We start from the raw sequence: 18,478 nt of genomic DNA, 5'->3' as shown, positions 1-18,478 counted from the left end.
CTGCGTTCTCTCGTGCGAGCGGCGATTCCGGCGGGCGAGCGGAGGGGTCCGCCCACCCGCCGGATTCAGATCGTGCGGGTCAACCCTTGACGGTCAGCCAGGCGTCGGTCCACTGCTGGAAATTGGTGCACTGGATGTCGGTCCGGCCGTCGATGCACTGTTCGATCGGAGTCGTCCAGAACCACACCTTCTCGAAGTACTCCTCGTCCGTGGCGTTGTAGTAGTCGCAATGCGCAGCGGCCTCATCGTTCAGGTCACAGAACGCGGCGTTGGCGGGCGCCATGCCGAAGTTCATCGCGATCGCGCCGTTGACCTCGGGCGAGCTGGTGTAGTCCATCCACGCGTAGGCGCAGTTGGGGTTGTCCGCCTCGGCGGAGAGCATCCACGCGTCAGACCAACCGGTCGACCCCTCTTCGGGCAGGACGCTCTTGAACTTCTCGTCCTCGGTGAGCTTGCGCAGCACCTCCCACGACGTGCCCGCGACGGTGTTGCCCCCGATGAACGAGGTGATCTGCGCGGCGGGGTCCGCCCAGTACTCCGAGACGATCCCGTTCTGCTGCTTGAGCAGATCGATCGCCGCGGCGAGTTGGGTCTCGTCGAGCGCGTACGGGTTGGTGATGCCCAGGTCGGGCTCGTGTGCCATCAAGTAGACCGCGGCATCCGCGATGTAGATCGGCGCGTCGTACGCGATGATCTGACCCGCGTAGGGGCTGTCCGCTTCCCAGGCGATGTCCCAGCTGGTCGGCTCTTCGGCGACGACCTCGCTGTTGTACTGGAGGATGTTCGCCCCACGCCCGATCGGAACACCGTAGGACTTGCCATTGATCGTGTCGTAGATCTGTCCCTTCATGCCCTCGACGATGTCGTCGCCGAAGTTCGGGATCAGTTCGAGGTTGAGCGGCGCGACGTCTCCCCCGGCGATGAGTCGCAGGCTGGCGTCACCGGACGCCGACACGAGGTCGAAGTCACCCGATCGCATGAGCTGGACCATCTCGTCGCTCGTACCGGCGACACGGCGGTTGACGACGCATCCGGTCTCATCGGTGAACGCGTCCGACCAGGCCGGCTCGACGAAACCGGACCAGGCGACGATGTCCACCGAGCCTTCGTAGTCGCCGAGTTCTTCGTGCGTCGGCACGTCCGGAACGTCGATCGAGAGTCCGCCGGCGCCGGTGTCATCCGACGAGGTGGAACAGCCGGTGAGCACCAGCGCCGCGACGGCCGCGGCAGCGGCTCCGGGGATGAGCTTGCTTCTCATGAGTGGCTCCTGATGGATAGGGGTGGTGGTTGCAGGACGTCGGGGGCCTTAGGGCAGAGCAGCCGCGTGGTCGGCCTCCCAGGCCACACGGACACGGTCCCCGCGGTCGACGCGCACGTCGGCGGAGGGGTGATGACTGTTGGGTGTCTCGGCGATGATCCGCAGCCCATCCGCGGCGTCCACGAGCACCCGAGTGGTCGGACCCGTGTAGACCACCTCGGCGACCGTGCCGTCGAGGATGACGTCGTGAGGACGCGGTGCGGCATCGCCTTCGATGAGGCGGACGCGCTCGGGACGGATGCTGATCGCCCTGTCGGATCCGGTGAGTTGCGCGGCGAGCGGCGCCGGGATGATGTTCGACAGGCCGAGGAACCGCGCGACGAACTCGGTCTCGGGGTACTCGTAGACCGCGCGCGCCGTGTCGACTTGCTCGATCCGACCGTCGTTGAAGACGGCGACACGGTCACTGAGCGTCAGAGCCTCTTCTTGGTCGTGGGTCACGAAGATGAACGTGATGCCGACTTCGCGTTGCATGCTCTTCAGCTCGATCTGCATCTCTTCGCGCAACTGCTTGTCGAGGGCTCCGAGCGGTTCGTCGAGCAGGAGGACGCGCGGACGCAGGATAAGCGCGCGTGCCAGGGCGATGCGCTGCCTCTGCCCTCCGGAGAGCTGATGCGGAAGTCGATCGGCGACGTGCTGAAGTCGTACCTGCTCGAGCGCCGCGGTGACCGATGCGATGCGGTCTGCCTTGGACTCTCCCCGCACCTTCAGTCCATACGCGACGTTGTCGGCGATCGACAGGTGCGGGAACAGCGCGTAGTCCTGGAAGACCGTGTTCACCGGGCGCTGATGCGCGGGCAGACGCGTGACGTCCTGGTTACCGATGCGGATGCTGCCGCTGGTGACCTCTTCGAAACCGGCGATCATGCGTAGCACGGTCGTCTTGCCCGACCCGGACGGCCCGAGCATCGACAGGAATTCACCGGCGCGCACCCGGAGGTCGAGCTCACGCACCGCGGTCATGTCTCCGAACTGCTTCGTCACTCCGGCCAACGAGACCTCACCGGGCCGGAGCTGGGCGCTCGCGGGGGTGGCTTCATCGACGTTGGATGGCATGTCTGGCTCCTCGGGACGACGTTGTGCTCGAAGCACAAGTAAACCTATGAAACCAGAGGCTATATTTCAAGCGTGTATCCGAATCGTGACGATCGTGAACCGGGTCCCGATGTGATGACGCATCCCTCCCGGCGCGCGGAGCCGCGGGTGAGAAGATGAACCGGTGACGAGCAACCCTCCGGTCACTTCCGGACGCCCACATCGCCTCCAGGGATCGGTGTTCCTGCCGATCGGCGATGCAGGGCGCGCCGAACTGGTCGAGAAACGGATCGCCGAGGCGATCACGGGTGGGCACCTTCGCGCCGGTTCACGCCTGCCCAGCGAGGTCGATCTCGCACGCACGATGGGCGTCGCTCCCGTCACCGTGAGGGAGGCGCTCCTCGCTCTGCGCACCCGGGGGCTCGTCACGACGAAGCGGGGGCGCAACGGTGGGAGTTTCGTTTCCGAGAATGCCGACCCCTTCACGTTCGCCCGTGACACTCTCGCCCGTTCCTCGAGCTTGGCGCTACGCGATCTGGGTGCCCACTACGCCGCGCTCACGACCGCGGCCATCCGCTTGGCGACCCGCAAAGCCGCGCCCCCAGAGATCGACGCGATTCGCGCACGGCTTGCGCGCCTCACCGCGACGTCCGCGCAGCGAGACCTGACCGCGTGGCGTCAGACGATGGACGATCTTCAACTCGAGCTCGTCGCGCTCAGCCAATCGGCACGACTCACCCGAGACCAGATGCGACTGCAGGCAGAGCTCTCACCCCTGCTCCGTCTTATCGACACCGACGAGGCAGGTCGCACCGTGCAGTATGAGGGGTCGGTCCGCGTGCTCGATGCCGTCGCCGCGGGCGACGAGAACGCTGCGGGAGCGGCGATGGAAGAGATGGTCGGCGACCTCGTCCGGCTGCTCGAGTCCCTCCGACTGTCGCTGGACGAGGCATGAACGCGGCGGCGCCGGGAGCCGAGGCACGCCGCAGTCCCATCCGACTGTGTACGATTCGTGACACATCTGCGACATGCGCCCGCCAGACGAACCACGCTCCACCCGCCCGAGAAGAGCCGTCATGACCACCACCATCGCGCGCACCACCCCCGCTGACTCCGTGATCGATGAGGCCGCCGACATCGTCGCGGCCTACTTCTCCCGCCTACTCCCCGTCCTCGAGTCGCACGCACAGCAGCTCTCCGCCCAACTGGATGGCCTTGCATCCGAAGGGCTGACCGCCGCACGCGTCGACGAACTCGTCAAGCCCCACGCGGGCGCGATCATGGACGACGCCGGCGAGCCCGTCTACGGTGCGGGGTTCATCGCCACGGTCGACCTGCTCGACGACGCCCCGAGTCATCTCGCCTGGTGGCAGGGCGAGGACAGACGCAAACTCGTCTTTCCACCGCAGTCGGTCAAACAAGGCATCGACTACCGGGAGCTTGAGTGGTTCCGCGTCCCGTTGATGTCCGGACGGTCGCACATCGCGGGGCCTTACGTCGACTATCTCTGCAGTGACGAGTACACGATGACCGCGGCCACCCCCGTCCGCGCCGGTGGCCGCTTCGCCGGAGTGGCCGGACTCGATGTCGTCGTCGAAGCGATCGAGCGGCGGCTGACACCTCCGCTGCGTGCTCTCGGCGCAGAACTCGTCCTCGTCAACGGGGTCGATCGAGTGCTCGTGTCGACCGACCCACGTTACGGCGCGGGCGATGTGCTCCGTCCCGCGCAGGCGGTCGTGATGACGCGTCGACGTTGCGACCAGGTGGACCTCGACATCCTCGCGCTCGCCTGAACCGGGCGGCCACACCCCGGGCTACTGCGCGAGATTCAGATGCATTCATCTGAATAATTCAGCAAACACTCCAGATCCGTCCAGAAAAACCGGGCAGACTCTCGGACTTGTGCCCGCGCGTGTGGGTACGCGCGCCTCCTCAGCTTCTCCGGCAGGCGCAGAAGATCGATACGGAACCCGGATACTTGATGAGCTTCACCGCGCCCACTGCCTCTGCCCGCCGCCTTCGTCGCCTCGCTGAGCGCCGCGCCCGCCGCCGTCCGACCCTCATCGCGCTGGGCGTCGCGGCAGCCGTTCTCGCCACATCCGGTTTCACCGGCGCGATGCCCGTGTCGCAGGCCGAGGCAAGCAGCACACTCGCGGGATACTCGCTCGCTTCCTACTCGAGCACGGTGCGCACGGCCGCCGCGATCGCTGTTGAAGATCCGGTCGCCACCGCCGAGGACGTGCAGGATGTCCTGGACGCTGCGGACGCAGCGATCGACGCCGCCGACACGGTCGAGTCGGACGTCGAGTCGGCGGACCTCGACGTCGAGACCGACATCGACGACATCGTCACCGACGACCTCGCCGACGCGGTCGGCGCCCTCGAGAACACTTCGACATCGACGCACGAGATCCTCGTCACGACCCTCTCCGAGAACGTGACCGAACTGACCGCCGACGTGCGCGAGGACGTCGCCGAACTGCGTTCAGACCTCGACGACGCGATCGCGAAGAAGAAGGCCGAAGAAGAGGCCGCCGAGAAGGCCCGACTCGAAGCCGAAGCGCGCGCCGAGGCAGAGCGCGAGGCTGCCGCGCAGGCGTCGTCGACCCCGGTCGCCGCTGCACCGCCCACGGCATCCTCTGGCGACAACAGCCCGGCGGGCGCGCAGGCGGCCGCGTACGGGATGCTCGGAAGCTATGGCTGGGGCGACGACCAGTTCGGTTGCCTTGTGTCACTGTGGAACAAGGAGTCGGGCTGGAACTACCAGGCCTACAACGCCTCGAGCGGCGCCACCGGCATCCCGCAGGCTCTGCCCGGAAGCAAAATGGCCAGCGCAGGCGCCGACTGGCAGACCAACGCAGCGACCCAGGTGCGATGGGGGCTCGGCTATATCGCCGGACGCTACGGTTCGCCGTGCAACGCGTGGGGCCACTCGCAGTCGGTCGGCTGGTACTGACCCCGCGGGCCACTGCGGCCTGAGGTCGCCGGCCCGGGGTCGCCGGCCTGAGGTCGCCGGCCTGAGGTCGACGGCCTGAGGTCGACGGCCTGAGGTCGCCCAACCCGAAGTCGCCCGGCCTGAGGTCTACAGCTACGAGGCCGCCCGCAACCCCTGAACCGACTTCGCCGGAACCGCGTCTCAGAACGGCGCTGCGAGGTGACCGGTCGGAGCGTTCCCGCGCGAATCGTCGCCACCTCCGACCTCGCCGTCCGGATGGCGTCCACCACTGGGGCGGAAGATCGGAACCGCCCGCACCGGACGCACGATGTAGCGCCTACCGACCGGTGAGATCCACTCGATCGCCCCGCCGGATCCGGCGATCTGACGCACCGCCCAGCCTCCGTGGTGTTTGACGGTGTGGTGACCCTGACAGAGTGGGGCGAGATTGTCGAGAGCGGTCGATCCTCCGTGTTCCCACGCGACGTTGTGGTCGATCTGACATCGCGCCGCCGGCATGCCGCACCCGGGAGCCATACATCGCTCGGCCCGCCACGCGACGAGCTTGCGCAGGGCCGGCGGCGGTTGATACCTGCGCCGCCCCACCGAGAGCACCATGCCTGTCTCAGGATGGGTGAGGATCCGCATCCACCCGTCTGCCCCGCCGCAGAGCGTCCGCGCCATGTCGATGGGAATCGGCCCGATCCCCTCGACGGATGCCGGCTCACCGCCGGATGAAGCGATGTCCGCGTCGAGAAGCGACAGCGCAGGGACCGTCACGGCCACCGTCGCACGGATGCCCCGTGCTTCGGAGGGGTGCGCCGAACACGATCCGTCGATCAGCAAGTCGGCGACGATGTCAGCGCGAAGCTGGTCGAGCGTCCGTGTCTCACCCTCCACCGCACGGAGCACCTTTGCCATCGCGGTCGCGCGCCCGTAAATCGCGTGGGCTTCGACGGCGGGAGCGAACACGTGGATCCAAGCCATGCCGTCGTCGACGGTTTCGACCGCCACTCGGCGCTCGGTGAGCGCGCGTTCGTGTCGCTCCGGCAGTGTCTCGACGCGCAGAGATTCGACGAGCTTCTTCATCGCGCGCCGGAAGGGTCCCACGGACTCGACTTCGGCCAGCTCGATGCCGCGTGCGAGCACGCGCTCGCGGTGCGCGGGCTCCACGGCGTCGACCGCCTTCACGAGGATGTCGGCATGCTGCTCGGTCATGTCAGCGCGATGAAGAGATGTCGCGATCGACGGGTACCGCATCACCGCGCCCTCTGCGAGCGCGAGGAGTTCACCCGCCGCGTACTCGGTAATGCGCAACGCGGACGCGAGCTCGAGACGCAGTGATCGCTCGACGATCTCGACCGAGACGCCGTAGCGAACCGATGCGATGGCATCGGCGTGCATCCGCGCGATCCGCATGAGCCTCTCGGCCGCGAAGATCGCCACCATCGCCGCCGACTCAACGACGAGATCGAGGGGCTCGAGCGGCTCAGACTCGAACGGCTCCGGCGATTCGACCGGCTCCGGCTCGACCGGTTCAGGCTCGACCGGTTCGGGCTCGCCGACGGAGGACGCGGCATCCGCTCGATTCGGTTCGAAGCTCATACCCGAAGGCTAGAACATACCTCCGACATTGAGCCGCGGTATGGGCACAAAACCTGGCGAGGCGAGCGCGAGAGCTCACTGTCCGGTGTCGACCACGTCAAGTGGGATTTCTCGGGTGGGATCCCATTGCTCGGTCCACCCCAGGCGATCGAACAAACGATCGAGTACCATGCCGGTGAACCCCCACACGAGGTGACCGCCGTCGACGACGAACGCGGGCCCGCGCCACTCGTGATCACCGCGGCGAATGACGGTGACACCGCGCCGGGCCGGATCGAGCAAATCGGCGACCGGCGCGCGGAAGACGGCCGACGACTCCGCCTCGTCGACGACGCCGACAGGCGACGGATGCCGCCACCACCCCACGACCGGGGTGACGAGGTGTTTCGAGAAGTCCAACGGGATCTCATCGAGGCTCCCCAAGACGTCGACACCGCCAGGGTCGAGGCCCGTCTCTTCGCGGGCCTCCCGCAGTGCCGCACCGACGGCCCCGTCATCGCCGGGGTCGACCCGCCCACCCGGGAAAGCGACCTGGCCGGGGTGCGAACGGAGTGTGGTCGCGCGGGCGAGAAGGAGCACGTCAAGGTCACGCCCCACGGCCAGCGCCTGCGCATCGTGATCGGAGGGCAAGTCATCGAGTACGCCGAAGAGCATCAACACGGCCGCCTGCCGCGCCTGCGGCGGTTGCGGCCTCCGGCCGAAGACGTCCTGGCCAGACCCCGCAGCGCGCACGAGCGCCGCGAGCTGCTCACGTGCCCCGACCGTTTCGGTGTCGTCGTCCATCGGCTTCAGGCTAGTCCCGGAGGTGGCTCTCAGTCGTGGGCGGCGTGGGTGTGCATGCGCTCGCCGCTCGCGTTGAAGATGCTCAGCACCTCGGCGGGGGCCTCACCATCGGCATTCATCGCGTGCGGGGTGCGGGTGTCGAATTCCGCAGCTTCGCCGGGTTCAAGCACGATGTCCTGCTCCCCGAGGCGCAGACGCAGACGGCCGCTCAGCACGTAGAGCCACTCGAACCCGTCGTGCACGCGCATCTCGGGCAGCTCATCGACGGGCGGGTAGGTGATCTTGTAGGTGCTGACGGGCGAGTCTTCGAGGGTGAGCGGTGCGACGACGTGCCCGTTGCGACGGACAGCGGGGCGCCGCACCCGCGGATCGGCGTCCGGGCGGACGAGGTCGTCGATGCGGACACCCAACTGTCGCGTAAGGGGCACCAGTAGCTCCAAGCTCGCCTGCCGCTTGCCCGACTCGAGCCGCGAAAGGGTGCTGACCGACATTCCCGCCTTCGCTGCGACGTCCTCCAGCCGAAGCCCCTTCGCCTGTCGCGCCGCACGCAATCGGGGCCCGACGTTCTCCACACCCGTCGCCATCGCGCCTCCTTGCCAATTTCGCAATCCAAGTTGCGCTTAAGATACACCACCGCGCACGCTGTATCCATGACCAAATGGGATGTCATCGTGATCGGAGGCGGCGCCGCGGGGCTCAGCGCCGCCCAGATGCTGGGAAGAGCTCGTCGACGCACACTCGTGCTCGACACCGGATCGCCGAGGAACCGCTTCGCTGACCACATGCACGGCGTGCTCGGCAACGACGGCACACGGCCGGCCGACCTCGTCGCCCGTGGGCGGGAGGAACTCGAACGCTACGGCGTCGTGCTACGCGAGGCGGCTGTCACACGCGTCGACGAGACCGAACGCGAGGTCGTTGTGACACTGGACGACGGATCAGCCGAGCACGCCCGCGCCCTCGTGATCGCAACCGGGATCAGCGATGAACTTCCTCCCATCCCCGGGATCGCGGACCACTGGGGTTCGGGCGTGCTGCACTGCCCCTATTGCCATGGCTGGGAGGTACGCGACCGGAACCTCGGCGTGCTCATGGTGTCGCCGCTCCAAGCCCACCAGGCCGAACTCGTGCGCCAATGGAGCGACGACGTCGTCGTGTTCGGAACGGTCGAGCCCGCCGTCCGCGCTCGACTGCACGCGCGCGGGGTCGAGATCGAGGAGACCCCGGTCGTCGAGGTGCTCGGCGACGAACAGGTCACCGGGGTCCGCCTCGAAGATGGCCGCACCGTGCCGATGGACGCGCTGTTCACGATGGGCACGCCGCGCCCGCACGACGCGTTCGTCGCGCACCTCGGGCTCGAGCGCTCCGACACCCCCGTGGGTTCCTTCCTGACCGTCGACCCCGCCGGCCGCACCAGTTCATCGCGAATCTGGGCCACGGGCAATGTCGTCGCTCCGATGGCCACGGTGCCCGTCGCCATGGGCGCGGGATCGACCACGGGCGCTGCGGTGAACTGGGCGCTCGTAGAAGAAGACGCGCAGGAAGCGGTGATGGCATCGCCGCGTCAGTTCTGGAACGGACGCTACGCCGCCCAAATGTGGTCGGGAAAGCCCAATCACACGCTCGTCGACCTCGTCGCCGACCTGCCGCCGGGGCGCGTTCTCGATATCGGATGCGGTGAAGGTGCCGACGTCATCTGGTTGGCGCAGCACGGCTGGGAGGCCGTGGGTGTCGACATCTCGGACAACGCGGTCGCCCGCGCGGCCGAACACGCGGCCGACGCGGGGGTGGCTGCGCGGTTCGTCGCGTCGGAAGACCTTCCGGCAGCGGATGTCGGGGGCCCCTTCGACCTTGTCACAGCGAGCTTCTTCCATTCACCCGTCGACTTCGATCGGATCGGCATCCTTCGGCGAGCTTCCGAGCTCGTCGCGTCGGGGGGCCGGCTCCTGGTGATCTCACACGCGGCGATGCCGTCTTGGGCACCGGAGGGACACGACCACCCGTTCCCCTCACCCGAGGCGGAGCTTACCGAGCTGGCTCTGGACGACACGGCATGGACCGTCGAGCGCGTCGAGACACGCACCAGACCGGCGACCGCCCCCGATGGCACGGCCTCCGAGCTGGATGATGCGGTCATCCTGCTCCGCCGCGAAGCGGACTGACCGACCGCTCGACGTCAGGGGCGCTGCGCGCGGTAGTACTCCAGCAGCGCCTGGGTCGACGCATCCTGCGCCGCCAGCGCGTCGGCATCGCCCTCGATGGCGGGCGCGATCTGCAGAGCCAGCTGTTTTCCGAGTTCGACGCCCCACTGGTCGAACGAGTTGATGCCCCAGATCGTGCCCTGGGTGAAGGTGATGTGCTCGTACAAGGCGATCAGCTGACCGAGCACCGAGGGTGTGAGCGCCGGGCCGAAGATCGACGTGGTCGGGCGGTTTCCAGAGAACGTCCGCGCGGCGATGAGCGCGCCGGTCGTCCCTTCGGCCTCGACCTCGGCTGCAGTCTTGCCGAACGCGAGCGCCTTCGTCTGCGCGAGGAAGTTGGCCAGGAAGAGTCCGTGGACGTCGCGCCCGCCGTCCTCGAGGGGATATGCCGGGCGAGCGAAGGCGATGAAGTCGGCGGGGATCAGACGCGTTCCCTGGTGGATGAGCTGGTAGAACGCGTGCTGTCCGTTGGTGCCCGGTTCGCCCCAGAACACCTCACCGGTGTCGGTGGTGACCGGCGAGCCATCCCACCGCACGGACTTGCCGTTCGACTCCATCGTGAGTTGTTGGAGGTAGGCCGCGAAACGGTGCAACTGCTGGGCATACGGCAACACCGCGTGTGACTGGGCGCCGAGGAAGTTGGTGTACCAGACGTTCAACAGCCCCATGAGCACCGGAACGTTGCGCTCGAGCGGGGTCGTGCGCACGTGCTCGTCGACCATGTGGAAGCCCGCGAGCAGCTCGCGAAAGGCGTCGGGACCGAGTGCGATCGCGAGCGACAGCCCGATCGCCGAATCGACCGAGTACCGCCCACCGACCCAGTCCCAGAATCCGAAGGCGTTGGTGGGGTCGATACCGAATTCCGCGACCTTGTCGAGCGCCGTCGACACCGCGACGAAGTGGTGGGCCACGGCATCCGTTCGGGATGCGTCATCCGCCCCGATCGCGCCAACCTCCGCGAGCTTCGCCCACAGCCAGTCGCGCGCGAGGCGCGCATTGGTCAAGGTCTCGAGCGTCGTGAACGTCTTGGACGCGACGATGAAGAGGGTCGTCTCGGGGTCGAGCGCGGCGGTCTTCTGAGCGAGGTCGGTCGGGTCGATGTTCGAGACGAAGACCGCGTCGATCCCGGCGTCGGCGTACGGCTTCAGCGCTTCGTAGACCATCACCGGACCGAGGTCGGACCCTCCGATACCGATGTTGACGACATGTGTGACCTTCTTTCCCGTCACGCCACGCCACTCGCCTGAGCGCACACGGTCGGCGAACGTTCCGAGCCGATCGAGAACCTCGTGCACGTCGGAATCGATGTTCTGCCCGTCCACGACAAGGGCCGGATCGACGTCCTCGGGGCGACGCAGCGCCGTGTGCAGCACAGCGCGATCCTCGCTCGTGTTGATGTGGGCGCCGCCCAGCATCGCCGCATAGCGTTCCGCGACACCGGTCTCTTCGGCGAGCTTCACCAGCGAGGCGAGGACCTCGTCGGTGACGAGGTTCTTCGACAGATCGACGTGCAGATCACCGAGCGTATGCGTCATCCGGGTGACCCGCCCCGGATCGTCGGCGAACCATGCCCGCAGGTCGGGGGCGAACGCGTCGCGCGCGGCAGACAGCTCGCTCCAAGCGGTGGTGGACGTGGGATCGATCGGCTCAGTCACAGGCACCACGCTAGCGACACCACCGCGCCGATGCACGAAGCCGTGTCACCGGGGAACGGGTGTCAGCGGCCCGCGCGCCGCGCAAACCACCCGGCGAAGAGCGCGTGCCCCAGCGGAACCGCCGAGAGCGCCATGAGCACCGTGCCGAACACATCGTCGACCGGTCGAAGCACCGCGCCCGCGATCGCCAGTCCCGCGAACACGACGGCCGAGATCACGCGGCGCCCTGCGCGCTCCAACGACGCAACGCGGCGCTCGAGGCGCGGGGTGTCGACGGCGAGCTTGCCGTCCTCGAGACGCGTCAACACCTCGTCGACCCGCTGCGGCATCCGCGCGACGAGGGCTGCGGTGGATGTCACCCGCGATGCCAGGTCGCGCACGATGTTGCCCCGTTCATCGCGTAACAGACCAGCGGCGTAGGGCTCCACCGCATCCCACACGTTGAAATCGGAGTCGAGCGAGCTGCACATCCCCGAGGTGAGCGAGATCGCTCGCACGATGAGCAGGAAGTTCTCGGGCAACTGGAACGGCATCGCGCGCACGACATCGCCGAACTCCTCGGCGAAGTCCCGCAACTCACGGGGATCGACCTCGGCCAATTCCGATACGCCCATACCGCCGAAACGCGCGAACAGCTTCGTCATCGCCCGTTCGAGCTCAGCGGTGTCCGCCGATGGCAGGAGCGCACCGATCTCGGCGATGCTCGCGACCATCCCCTTGCCGTCCCGCGCCGCGACGGCGATCAGCACACGCCTCAAACCCGCCCGCAAGCGGTCGGGAACCACGCCCATCATCCCGAAGTCGATGAAGGTGAAACGCCATCCGCGCGCGGAATCCGCCACCGGTGTGACGAACACATTGCCGGGGTGCGGGTCTGCATGGAAGAACCCGTGCACGAAGAGCTGATCGAACATCACCGCGGCGAACGCGTCCGCCGCGTCCTTCGGGTCGATGCCCGCGGCGCGCAGAGCGTCGACGTCGTTGATCTTGATCGCCGTCACATCGGCGAGGGTGAGCACGCGACGGGTCGTGCGCTCCCACACGATCTCGGGCACGGCGACACGATCGTCGTCCACGAAGTCAGCGCCGAACCGCTCGGCGTTGGCAGCCTCTTTCAGGTAGTCGATCTCGTCAAGACTCGTCTCGGCGAACTCCTCCACGAGCGCAGGTGCGTCGACGTGATCGGACACCACCCGTACCCGGCTCAACCAGCGCGACACCCTGCGGAGAGCGGCGAGGTCGACGTCGACGATCACGCCGATGTCAGGGCGTTGCACTTTGAGGACGACGTCGGCGAATCCGACCTCCTCCGCCTCAGCGGGCGTGAGGCGCGCACGATGGGCTTGTCCGAGGGATGCCGCAGCCAGGGGCGTGGGGTCGACCTCGGCGAACGCCCGCTCCAGCGGCACTCCGAGTTCGGCCTCGGCGAGCGCCCGCACCTGGTCGAACGGGACCGGCGGTACCTCATCCTGTAGGCCCTCGAGTTCGCGCGTGATCTCGGGCGGAAGCACGTCGAGCCGCGACGAGAGGAATTGCCCGACCTTGATCATGAGGCCACCGAGATCCACCGCGAGAGCGTGGAACTGCTCGGCGACGCGCTGCATGCGCGCCGATCGATGGCGGGCGGCCATGCGTGCAAGTCCGAGCCTCGGAAGGACGAGCTCGAACCACCACGCCACCGCGAGATGACGTGCGGCGAACCTCAGGATCCGGCGATAGCGCGCCCGGGATCCGTCTCGCATGCCGCCCCCTTGTCGCCGACCTCGTTGAGGTGTCGCCGGGGCCACTCCGTCAGTCCCGCGCGAGGATCGCGAACAGCTTACGGCGTGCCTCATCGAGCACGGCGACCGCCTCGTCGATCTGTTCGGGGGTACCGCTGCGACCGACCTGCATCGCCGCCTGCGCGAGCGTCGCACCCGCCTTCGGCAACGCCGATGCGCGGGCCTGGTCGCGCGAGGACGAAGACTGCCACGGCGCCGCATCGGCGGCATCCGCCACTTCACGCCCCTCTTCGGTCAACGAGTAGGTCTTGCGCCCGTTCGATTCTTCGGACTGCACGAGACCTTCGTCGGCGAGCAGCTGCAGCGTCGGGTAGACCGAACCGGCGCTGGGCTTCCATGACCCGCCGCTGCGCTCTTCGATCTCACGGATGATCTGGTAGCCGTGCATCGGTTGCTCGACGAGGATCGCGAGGATCGCCGCACGGACGTCGCCGCGACCCATCCGCGTCGAACCGGAGACGCGCTTGTCGAACTCTTCGCGCAACTGATCCATCGCCTCCCAGATGCCGCCGAGTGGCCACCCCTGGCCACCCCCGCGAGGGGTGCGTGCACGGTCGGATCCGAACGGGAAGTCACTCATGACAGCCTCCTGAGATGTGTCGATGGATGACTCGACGATACATCGCCGACACCGTGAACGATATATCGCTATATGTCTTTCACAGCGAACACCCACCTCGTGCCGAGTGGCGCCCTCCCTGCCGATCCGAGCGCAGTACCGTCACGATATGGCGGTTCGGAACACGCGCAGGGCCCGCGCGGCGAGACGCCGGTCGAAGAGGGTCGCGGCGTCGGGCAGCGACCTCACCGACGAGCAGTGGTTCCGCATCCTCGAGGCGTGGGGATGCTGCGCGTATTGCGGCGCCGACGGCACCGGGCTGCAGAAAGACTGTGTGCTCCCGATCTCTCGGGGCGGTCGTTACACGCTGGACAACGTCGTACCGGCATGTCGCTCGTGCAACGCGAGCAAGAGCAACGACGAGGTCACGTCGTGGATGCGGCGGCGCCGGATGGACGAACCGGCGTTCCTCGGCCGGTGGGTCGCGGTGATGACGACACTCCGCGAGCCGTACGATCAGGATCTGTGACCGCACCCTCTCCACGCATCGGCATCATCGTGACGGATGCCTACCCGATCGAGGACCCCGACCACGACACTCCCTTGCTTCTCGAGTCGTTGCGCGCTCGCGGCGCCACCGCAGAACCGGTCGTGTGGCACTCAGATGCCGCAGACCTCACCGACTTCGATCTCCTGGTCCTTCGCTCGCCGTGGGACTACCCGCAGCGCCCCGACGAATTCCTCATGTGGCTGGACCGCGCCGAACAGGCCACGCGCGTGGCGAACGAGCCTGCGACGATGCGCTGGAACCTCGACAAGTTCTACCTCGCCGACCTCGAACACGCGGGTGTCGCCGTGGTCCCGACGCGCTACTGCCGCAGCCGCGCCGACGCCGAAGCGGCGATCCGCGCACACCGTCGCGTGGTGGTGAAACCGACCGTGTCGGCGGGAGCCAAGAACACGGGCCTGTTCGATGCAACCGACCCGCGCGCTCTCGCCTTGGCCGAGTTGATCATCGACGGAGGCGGCGTGGCGATGGTGCAGCCCGAGATCCCCGAGTTGAGTGCGGGAGCCGAGAAGGCGCTCTACGCGATCGACGGTCACTTCACGCACGCGATCGCCAAAGGCGCGCTTCTCGACCTCGGGGGAACGCTCATCGGCGGTGTGTACATGGAGAACCCTCGACGTGTCGATGCCACCGCGTCCGAGCGCCTGTTCGTCGAGGATGTCCTGCGCGCCGTCGCCGAGGTGACCGGCGATGAGATGCCGCTCTACGCCCGCGTCGACACCGTGGACTCGGCCGAGTACGGGCTGGTGCTGCTCGAAGTGGAACTCGTCGAGCCCGCTCTCAATCTGCACGTCGCGACCGACGCCATCGACGTCGTCGCCGACGCCATCCTGCGCGCGGCCGGACGGGAGGCGCTCAGCGCCGGATGAGCCGCGCGATCAGCCGCCATCCGACGAGGCCCACCAGCAGAACGGATGCGGCCACGATGACGAAGGCGACCTCCACGCCTCTGTCGACGAGGATCCGCAGCAACATCCCACCGACGACGGTGATGATCCAGATCGGGATGCCGGAACGCACCGGGGCGAAGGGTGCCCGCCACGCGCGGGCGAGAGCCCATCCGATGATCAGCGCCAGCAGGAAGGTCCACGCCGTCTCCCACAAGCCGATGAAGACCTCTTCGCCGTGGCTGGCGCGTCCGACGGCCGCGAACGCCGTGACGATGACGGCGTCGATGAGGAACGCGACGATGATCGGTTTGGCCGGGTAGGCGGGGGCGCTGTCCACGACGTCATGCGGGGAAGACTCGGTCACCCCTCCAGGGTAATCACACCGCGGATGCCCACCCTGATCGGTTGCGTCATCGCCACCGGGGCGCCGAATCGATCCGGGCGGATAGTGTCAGAGAGTCAGCGACTGAGAGGAACCTCCGTGAGCCCGGCCGACATCGACGCCCGCACCGCGACCGACCTGCGAGAAGCGGGAAGTCTCAAGTGGACCATGTTCCCGGACACGATCGGCGCGTTCGTCGCCGAGATGGACTTCGGGGTGGCCCCGGTGATCCGCGATGCCGTGACCGAGTCTCTCGTGGGGCTGAGCGGCTACCTGCCCCCGCACCTGTCGCGCGCGATGTCCGCGGCGACCGCGCGCTGGTACGGCGAGCAGTACGGCTGGGGCATCTCCGCCGAACAGGTGTCGCCCATGCCCGACGTGATCACCGCATACGAAGCCGCCATGGCGCACTTTTCCGCCCCCGGCTCCGCCATCATCGTGCCGACCCCCGCCTACATGCCGTTCCTGACGGTGCCACCGAAACACGGCCGACGCGTGATCCAGGTGCCGAGCGTCGAGGTCGACGGACGCTGGGTGATGGACCTCGACGGCGTCGCGAAAGCGTTCGACGACGGCGGCGGCCTCCTCGTGCTCTGCAACCCCCACAATCCCCTGGGAACGGTCGCCACGCGCGATGAACTCATCGCGGTCGCCGAACTCGTCGAGGCGAAGAACGGTCGGGTGTTCTCAGACGAGATCCACGCCCCGCTCGTGTATGCACCTGCCCGTCACGTTCCATACGCATCGGTGTCGGATGCCGCGGCCTCCCATACCTTCACGGCGACCTCGGCGTCGAAAGCCTGGAACCTCGCGGGTCTGAAGTGTGCGCAGGTGATCGTTTCGAACGACGCGGATGCCGCGATCTGGAACGACGTGGGACCGTGGGCCGGTCACGGCACCTCGACGACCGGGGTCGTCGCGAACATCGCCGCGTACGCCGACGGCAAGCCGTGGCTCGACGAGACCCTCTCCTACCTCGACACGAACCGCCGATTGCTCGTCGACCTGGTCGCCGAGCACATGCCGAAGGCGCGGGTGAGCATGCCCGAAGGTACATACATCGCTCTGATCGACCTGCGCGCGTACGGGCTGGACGGCGACCTCGCGGCCTGGTTCCGCGCGCACGCGGGCGTGGCCCTCACCGATGGACTCGCCTGCGGCGACGCCGGCGCAGGCCACGCCCGGATCGTCTTCGCACTCCCCCGCCCGCTCCTGCAAGAGCTCCTCACCCGCATGGGCGCTGCCCTCGCCGCCCTGGATCGTGTCGCGTAGCGTCTCTTCACGGCGCGGTCGATTCACGGCTCGCTCCCAGCTTCATGGGACCAAATCGGCACCGCGCGTCGTTACGTCTAGAGAAGTTGCCCGCGGGCAACACCGAACTGTCTTCGACCCCACAAAGGACGGATCATCATGAGCACCGACAACGGCACCATCACCCAGCGCCCCGGCACCGAGACCGCTGTTCTTGCGGGCGGATGTTTCTGGGGCATGGAAGACCTGATCCGCCGCCAGCCCGGCGTACTCGACACGCGCGTCGGCTACACCGGCGGCACCAACGACCACGCCACGTACCGCCACCACCCCGGCCACGCCGAGGCGGTCGAGATCGTCTTCGACCCCGCCGCGACGACCTACCGCGACATCCTGGCGTTCTTCTTCCAGATCCACGACCCGTCGACCCTGAATCGCCAGGGCAACGACGTCGGGACCAGCTATCGATCGGCGATCTTTCCGCTGTCCGAGGAGCAGGAGCGGGTCGCCCGCGAGACCATCGCGGATGTCGACGCGTCGGGACTGTGGCCGGGCAAGGCCGTCACCACGATCGAAGAGGCCGGCCCGTTCTGGGAGGCCGAGCCCGAGCACCAGGACTACCTCCAGCGCATCCCGAACGGATACACCTGCCACTTCCCCCGCTCGGGGTGGGTTCTTCCCCGCCGCGACGCCACCGTGTGACGACGAGCGGACGTCGCGCTGCCCTCAGGCCCGGGGCATCCGTTCAATCGTCAGGGGCATCGGTCGAGCGCGATCTCAAGGGCCCGCCGGTCGGCGTCGCCGATCGGGAGATCCCAATCCGAGAGCACCGATACGAAATCCTCCGCGTAGGCGCAGTGCGCTTCGCGCGCGGGCGGCATCCAGTCGGCGGGGCCTGAGTCGCTCTTCGACATGTTGAGCGAGCCATCGGTCGCCTTGAGATTTGCAGGATCGTTCGCAAACGCCCTGCGTTGATCGTCCGACCACGCGTCGGCCCCGTGCCGCCAGGCCCATGCGAGAGGGATGAGATGGTCGATCTGGACGAGCACGGAAGTGTCGGTGCCTGATGTGAACGCGATCGTCTCCAACGAGTACGGGTCGACGAGCACCCCTTCGAGCACCTTGCATCCGTTACTGTCGGCCTTGATGTTCAGATCTGTGAGGTCGCGACGAAGGATGTCGTTGCGGGTATCGCAACCGTTCCCGTCCTCGTCGTACCACGCCTGTCCGAACAGCGCGCGGTCATAGTCCGACGCGAGGCTGCCGCTGAGCGCAGGGATGGCGTCGAGAAGGCTCCGGGACTCACTCTCGCTCGGGTTCGGAGCGGCCGGGCTCGCGGTCGGCGCGGGTGAGGGGTCTTCGGTCCGCGTCGCGGGGTCGCTCGTCGACGGAGCGGCCGTCGCGGTGAAAGCCGGCTGTGCTGCTGCAGGTGGCTGTGCTGACATCCACGCGACGACAGGCATGGTGATCATGAGGATCACCGCCAGGCCGACGACGACGAAAGCGATCAAGAGA

At 67.5% G+C, this 18,478-nt stretch carries 18 protein-coding genes; 8 read left to right on the top strand and 10 right to left on the bottom strand.

Translation table 11 applies throughout. The features are described 5' to 3' along the window. Positions 1-79: 79 nt before the first annotated feature. Positions 80-1,258 (bottom strand): extracellular solute-binding protein, encoded by a 1,179-nt coding sequence (locus tag ACFQZV_RS05460; RefSeq protein WP_378751027.1) that lies wholly within the window; start codon positions 1,256-1,258, stop codon positions 80-82. A 48-nt stretch (positions 1,259-1,306) separates the two neighbouring features. Then, complete coding sequence (locus ACFQZV_RS05455; RefSeq protein ID WP_378751029.1) at positions 1,307-2,374, bottom strand: ABC transporter ATP-binding protein; 1,068 nt, start codon at positions 2,372-2,374, stop codon at positions 1,307-1,309. A 163-nt stretch (positions 2,375-2,537) separates the two neighbouring features. Between ACFQZV_RS05455 and ACFQZV_RS05450 the strand changes: the two genes are divergently transcribed. From ACFQZV_RS05450 to ACFQZV_RS05440, 3 genes are all read left to right on the top strand, one after another. Beyond that, on the top strand, positions 2,538-3,308 hold the full coding sequence (locus tag ACFQZV_RS05450; protein ID WP_378751031.1) for a FadR/GntR family transcriptional regulator: 771 nt from the start codon (positions 2,538-2,540) through the stop codon (positions 3,306-3,308). A 121-nt stretch (positions 3,309-3,429) separates the two neighbouring features. Then, positions 3,430-4,146 carry a cache domain-containing protein gene (locus tag ACFQZV_RS05445; protein ID WP_378751033.1) on the top strand — a complete coding sequence of 239 codons (717 nt, stop codon included), beginning with the start codon at positions 3,430-3,432 and terminating at the stop codon, positions 4,144-4,146. A 188-nt stretch (positions 4,147-4,334) separates the two neighbouring features. Continuing rightward, the gene (locus ACFQZV_RS05440; RefSeq protein ID WP_378751035.1) at positions 4,335-5,309 is read left to right on the top strand and encodes an aggregation-promoting factor C-terminal-like domain-containing protein; all 975 of its coding nucleotides are present in this window, start codon (positions 4,335-4,337) and stop codon (positions 5,307-5,309) included. A 180-nt stretch (positions 5,310-5,489) separates the two neighbouring features. On the opposite strand, the gene ACFQZV_RS05435 is transcribed toward ACFQZV_RS05440, so the two are convergent. The 3 genes from ACFQZV_RS05435 to ACFQZV_RS05425 form a co-directional block, all read right to left on the bottom strand. Continuing rightward, the gene (locus tag ACFQZV_RS05435; protein ID WP_378751037.1) at positions 5,490-6,893 is read right to left on the bottom strand and encodes an HNH endonuclease signature motif containing protein; all 1,404 of its coding nucleotides are present in this window, start codon (positions 6,891-6,893) and stop codon (positions 5,490-5,492) included. A gap of 75 nt (positions 6,894-6,968) precedes the next feature. Then, a complete protein-coding gene (locus ACFQZV_RS05430) occupies positions 6,969-7,676 on the bottom strand; it encodes an NUDIX hydrolase (RefSeq protein WP_378751039.1) in 708 nt (235 codons plus the stop codon). 29 nt (positions 7,677-7,705) lie between these two features. Then, positions 7,706-8,260: a helix-turn-helix domain-containing protein gene (locus ACFQZV_RS05425; protein WP_378751041.1), complete on the bottom strand. Its 555-nt coding sequence runs from the start codon at positions 8,258-8,260 to the stop codon at positions 7,706-7,708. 66 nt (positions 8,261-8,326) lie between these two features. On the opposite strand from ACFQZV_RS05425, the gene ACFQZV_RS05420 reads away from it, so the two are divergent. Beyond that, a complete protein-coding gene (locus tag ACFQZV_RS05420) occupies positions 8,327-9,838 on the top strand; it encodes an FAD-dependent oxidoreductase (protein ID WP_378751043.1) in 1,512 nt (503 codons plus the stop codon). Between the two features lie 14 nt (positions 9,839-9,852). Here ACFQZV_RS05420 and pgi read toward each other — a convergent pair whose 3' ends face one another. From pgi to ACFQZV_RS05405, 3 genes are all read right to left on the bottom strand, one after another. Continuing rightward, a complete protein-coding gene (pgi, locus tag ACFQZV_RS05415) occupies positions 9,853-11,532 on the bottom strand; it encodes a glucose-6-phosphate isomerase (protein ID WP_378751045.1) in 1,680 nt (559 codons plus the stop codon). Between the two features lie 62 nt (positions 11,533-11,594). Then, positions 11,595-13,274 (bottom strand): ABC1 kinase family protein, encoded by a 1,680-nt coding sequence (locus tag ACFQZV_RS05410; protein ID WP_378751047.1) that lies wholly within the window; start codon positions 13,272-13,274, stop codon positions 11,595-11,597. A gap of 49 nt (positions 13,275-13,323) precedes the next feature. Continuing rightward, positions 13,324-13,893, bottom strand: coding sequence for a PadR family transcriptional regulator (locus tag ACFQZV_RS05405; RefSeq protein ID WP_378751049.1), 570 nt, complete (start codon positions 13,891-13,893; stop codon positions 13,324-13,326). Positions 13,894-14,041: 148 nt separating this feature from the next. On the opposite strand from ACFQZV_RS05405, the gene ACFQZV_RS05400 reads away from it, so the two are divergent. Both ACFQZV_RS05400 and ACFQZV_RS05395 read left to right on the top strand, forming a co-directional pair. Further along, on the top strand, positions 14,042-14,401 hold the full coding sequence (locus tag ACFQZV_RS05400; protein WP_378751051.1) for an HNH endonuclease: 360 nt from the start codon (positions 14,042-14,044) through the stop codon (positions 14,399-14,401). Beyond that, the gene (locus ACFQZV_RS05395; protein ID WP_378751053.1) at positions 14,398-15,309 is read left to right on the top strand and encodes an ATP-grasp domain-containing protein; all 912 of its coding nucleotides are present in this window, start codon (positions 14,398-14,400) and stop codon (positions 15,307-15,309) included. The genes ACFQZV_RS05400 and ACFQZV_RS05395 overlap by 4 nt, the downstream gene beginning before the upstream one ends. On the opposite strand, the gene ACFQZV_RS05390 is transcribed toward ACFQZV_RS05395, so the two are convergent. Continuing rightward, positions 15,296-15,694, bottom strand: coding sequence for a DUF3054 domain-containing protein (locus ACFQZV_RS05390; RefSeq protein WP_378751055.1), 399 nt, complete (start codon positions 15,692-15,694; stop codon positions 15,296-15,298). The genes ACFQZV_RS05395 and ACFQZV_RS05390 overlap by 14 nt on opposite strands. A gap of 117 nt (positions 15,695-15,811) precedes the next feature. Between ACFQZV_RS05390 and ACFQZV_RS05385 the strand changes: the two genes are divergently transcribed. Both ACFQZV_RS05385 and msrA read left to right on the top strand, forming a co-directional pair. Beyond that, a complete protein-coding gene (locus ACFQZV_RS05385; RefSeq protein WP_378751057.1) occupies positions 15,812-16,984 on the top strand; it encodes a MalY/PatB family protein in 1,173 nt (390 codons plus the stop codon). Between the two features lie 138 nt (positions 16,985-17,122). Then, a complete protein-coding gene (msrA, locus tag ACFQZV_RS05380) occupies positions 17,123-17,665 on the top strand; it encodes a peptide-methionine (S)-S-oxide reductase MsrA (RefSeq protein ID WP_378751059.1) in 543 nt (180 codons plus the stop codon). Between the two features lie 50 nt (positions 17,666-17,715). On the opposite strand, the gene ACFQZV_RS05375 is transcribed toward msrA, so the two are convergent. Next, complete coding sequence (locus ACFQZV_RS05375) at positions 17,716-18,474, bottom strand: HNH endonuclease family protein (RefSeq protein WP_378751061.1); 759 nt, start codon at positions 18,472-18,474, stop codon at positions 17,716-17,718. Positions 18,475-18,478 lie beyond the last annotated feature (4 nt).

Source organism: Microbacterium koreense (genome assembly GCF_042677105.1).
Classification (GTDB): domain Bacteria; phylum Actinomycetota; class Actinomycetes; order Actinomycetales; family Microbacteriaceae; genus Microbacterium; species Microbacterium koreense.
This window is presented reverse-complemented; position numbering and strand designations above follow the sequence as displayed.

Coding starts and splice junctions, on each gene's coding strand:
- ACFQZV_RS05430 (WP_378751039.1), bottom strand. CDS start 7,676: ATGGACGACGACACCGAAACGGTCGGGGCACGTGAGCAGCTCGCGGCG.
- ACFQZV_RS05420 (WP_378751043.1), top strand. CDS start 8,327: ATGACCAAATGGGATGTCATCGTGATCGGAGGCGGCGCCGCGGGGCTC.
- ACFQZV_RS05405 (WP_378751049.1), bottom strand. CDS start 13,893: ATGAGTGACTTCCCGTTCGGATCCGACCGTGCACGCACCCCTCGCGGG.
- ACFQZV_RS05400 (WP_378751051.1), top strand. CDS start 14,042: ATGGCGGTTCGGAACACGCGCAGGGCCCGCGCGGCGAGACGCCGGTCG.
- msrA (WP_378751059.1), top strand. CDS start 17,123: ATGAGCACCGACAACGGCACCATCACCCAGCGCCCCGGCACCGAGACC.
- ACFQZV_RS05460 (WP_378751027.1), bottom strand. CDS start 1,258: ATGAGAAGCAAGCTCATCCCCGGAGCCGCTGCCGCGGCCGTCGCGGCG.
- ACFQZV_RS05435 (WP_378751037.1), bottom strand. CDS start 6,893: ATGAGCTTCGAACCGAATCGAGCGGATGCCGCGTCCTCCGTCGGCGAG.
- ACFQZV_RS05455 (WP_378751029.1), bottom strand. CDS start 2,374: ATGCCATCCAACGTCGATGAAGCCACCCCCGCGAGCGCCCAGCTCCGG.
- ACFQZV_RS05445 (WP_378751033.1), top strand. CDS start 3,430: ATGACCACCACCATCGCGCGCACCACCCCCGCTGACTCCGTGATCGAT.
- ACFQZV_RS05440 (WP_378751035.1), top strand. CDS start 4,335: ATGAGCTTCACCGCGCCCACTGCCTCTGCCCGCCGCCTTCGTCGCCTC.
- ACFQZV_RS05425 (WP_378751041.1), bottom strand. CDS start 8,260: ATGGCGACGGGTGTGGAGAACGTCGGGCCCCGATTGCGTGCGGCGCGA.
- ACFQZV_RS05410 (WP_378751047.1), bottom strand. CDS start 13,274: ATGCGAGACGGATCCCGGGCGCGCTATCGCCGGATCCTGAGGTTCGCC.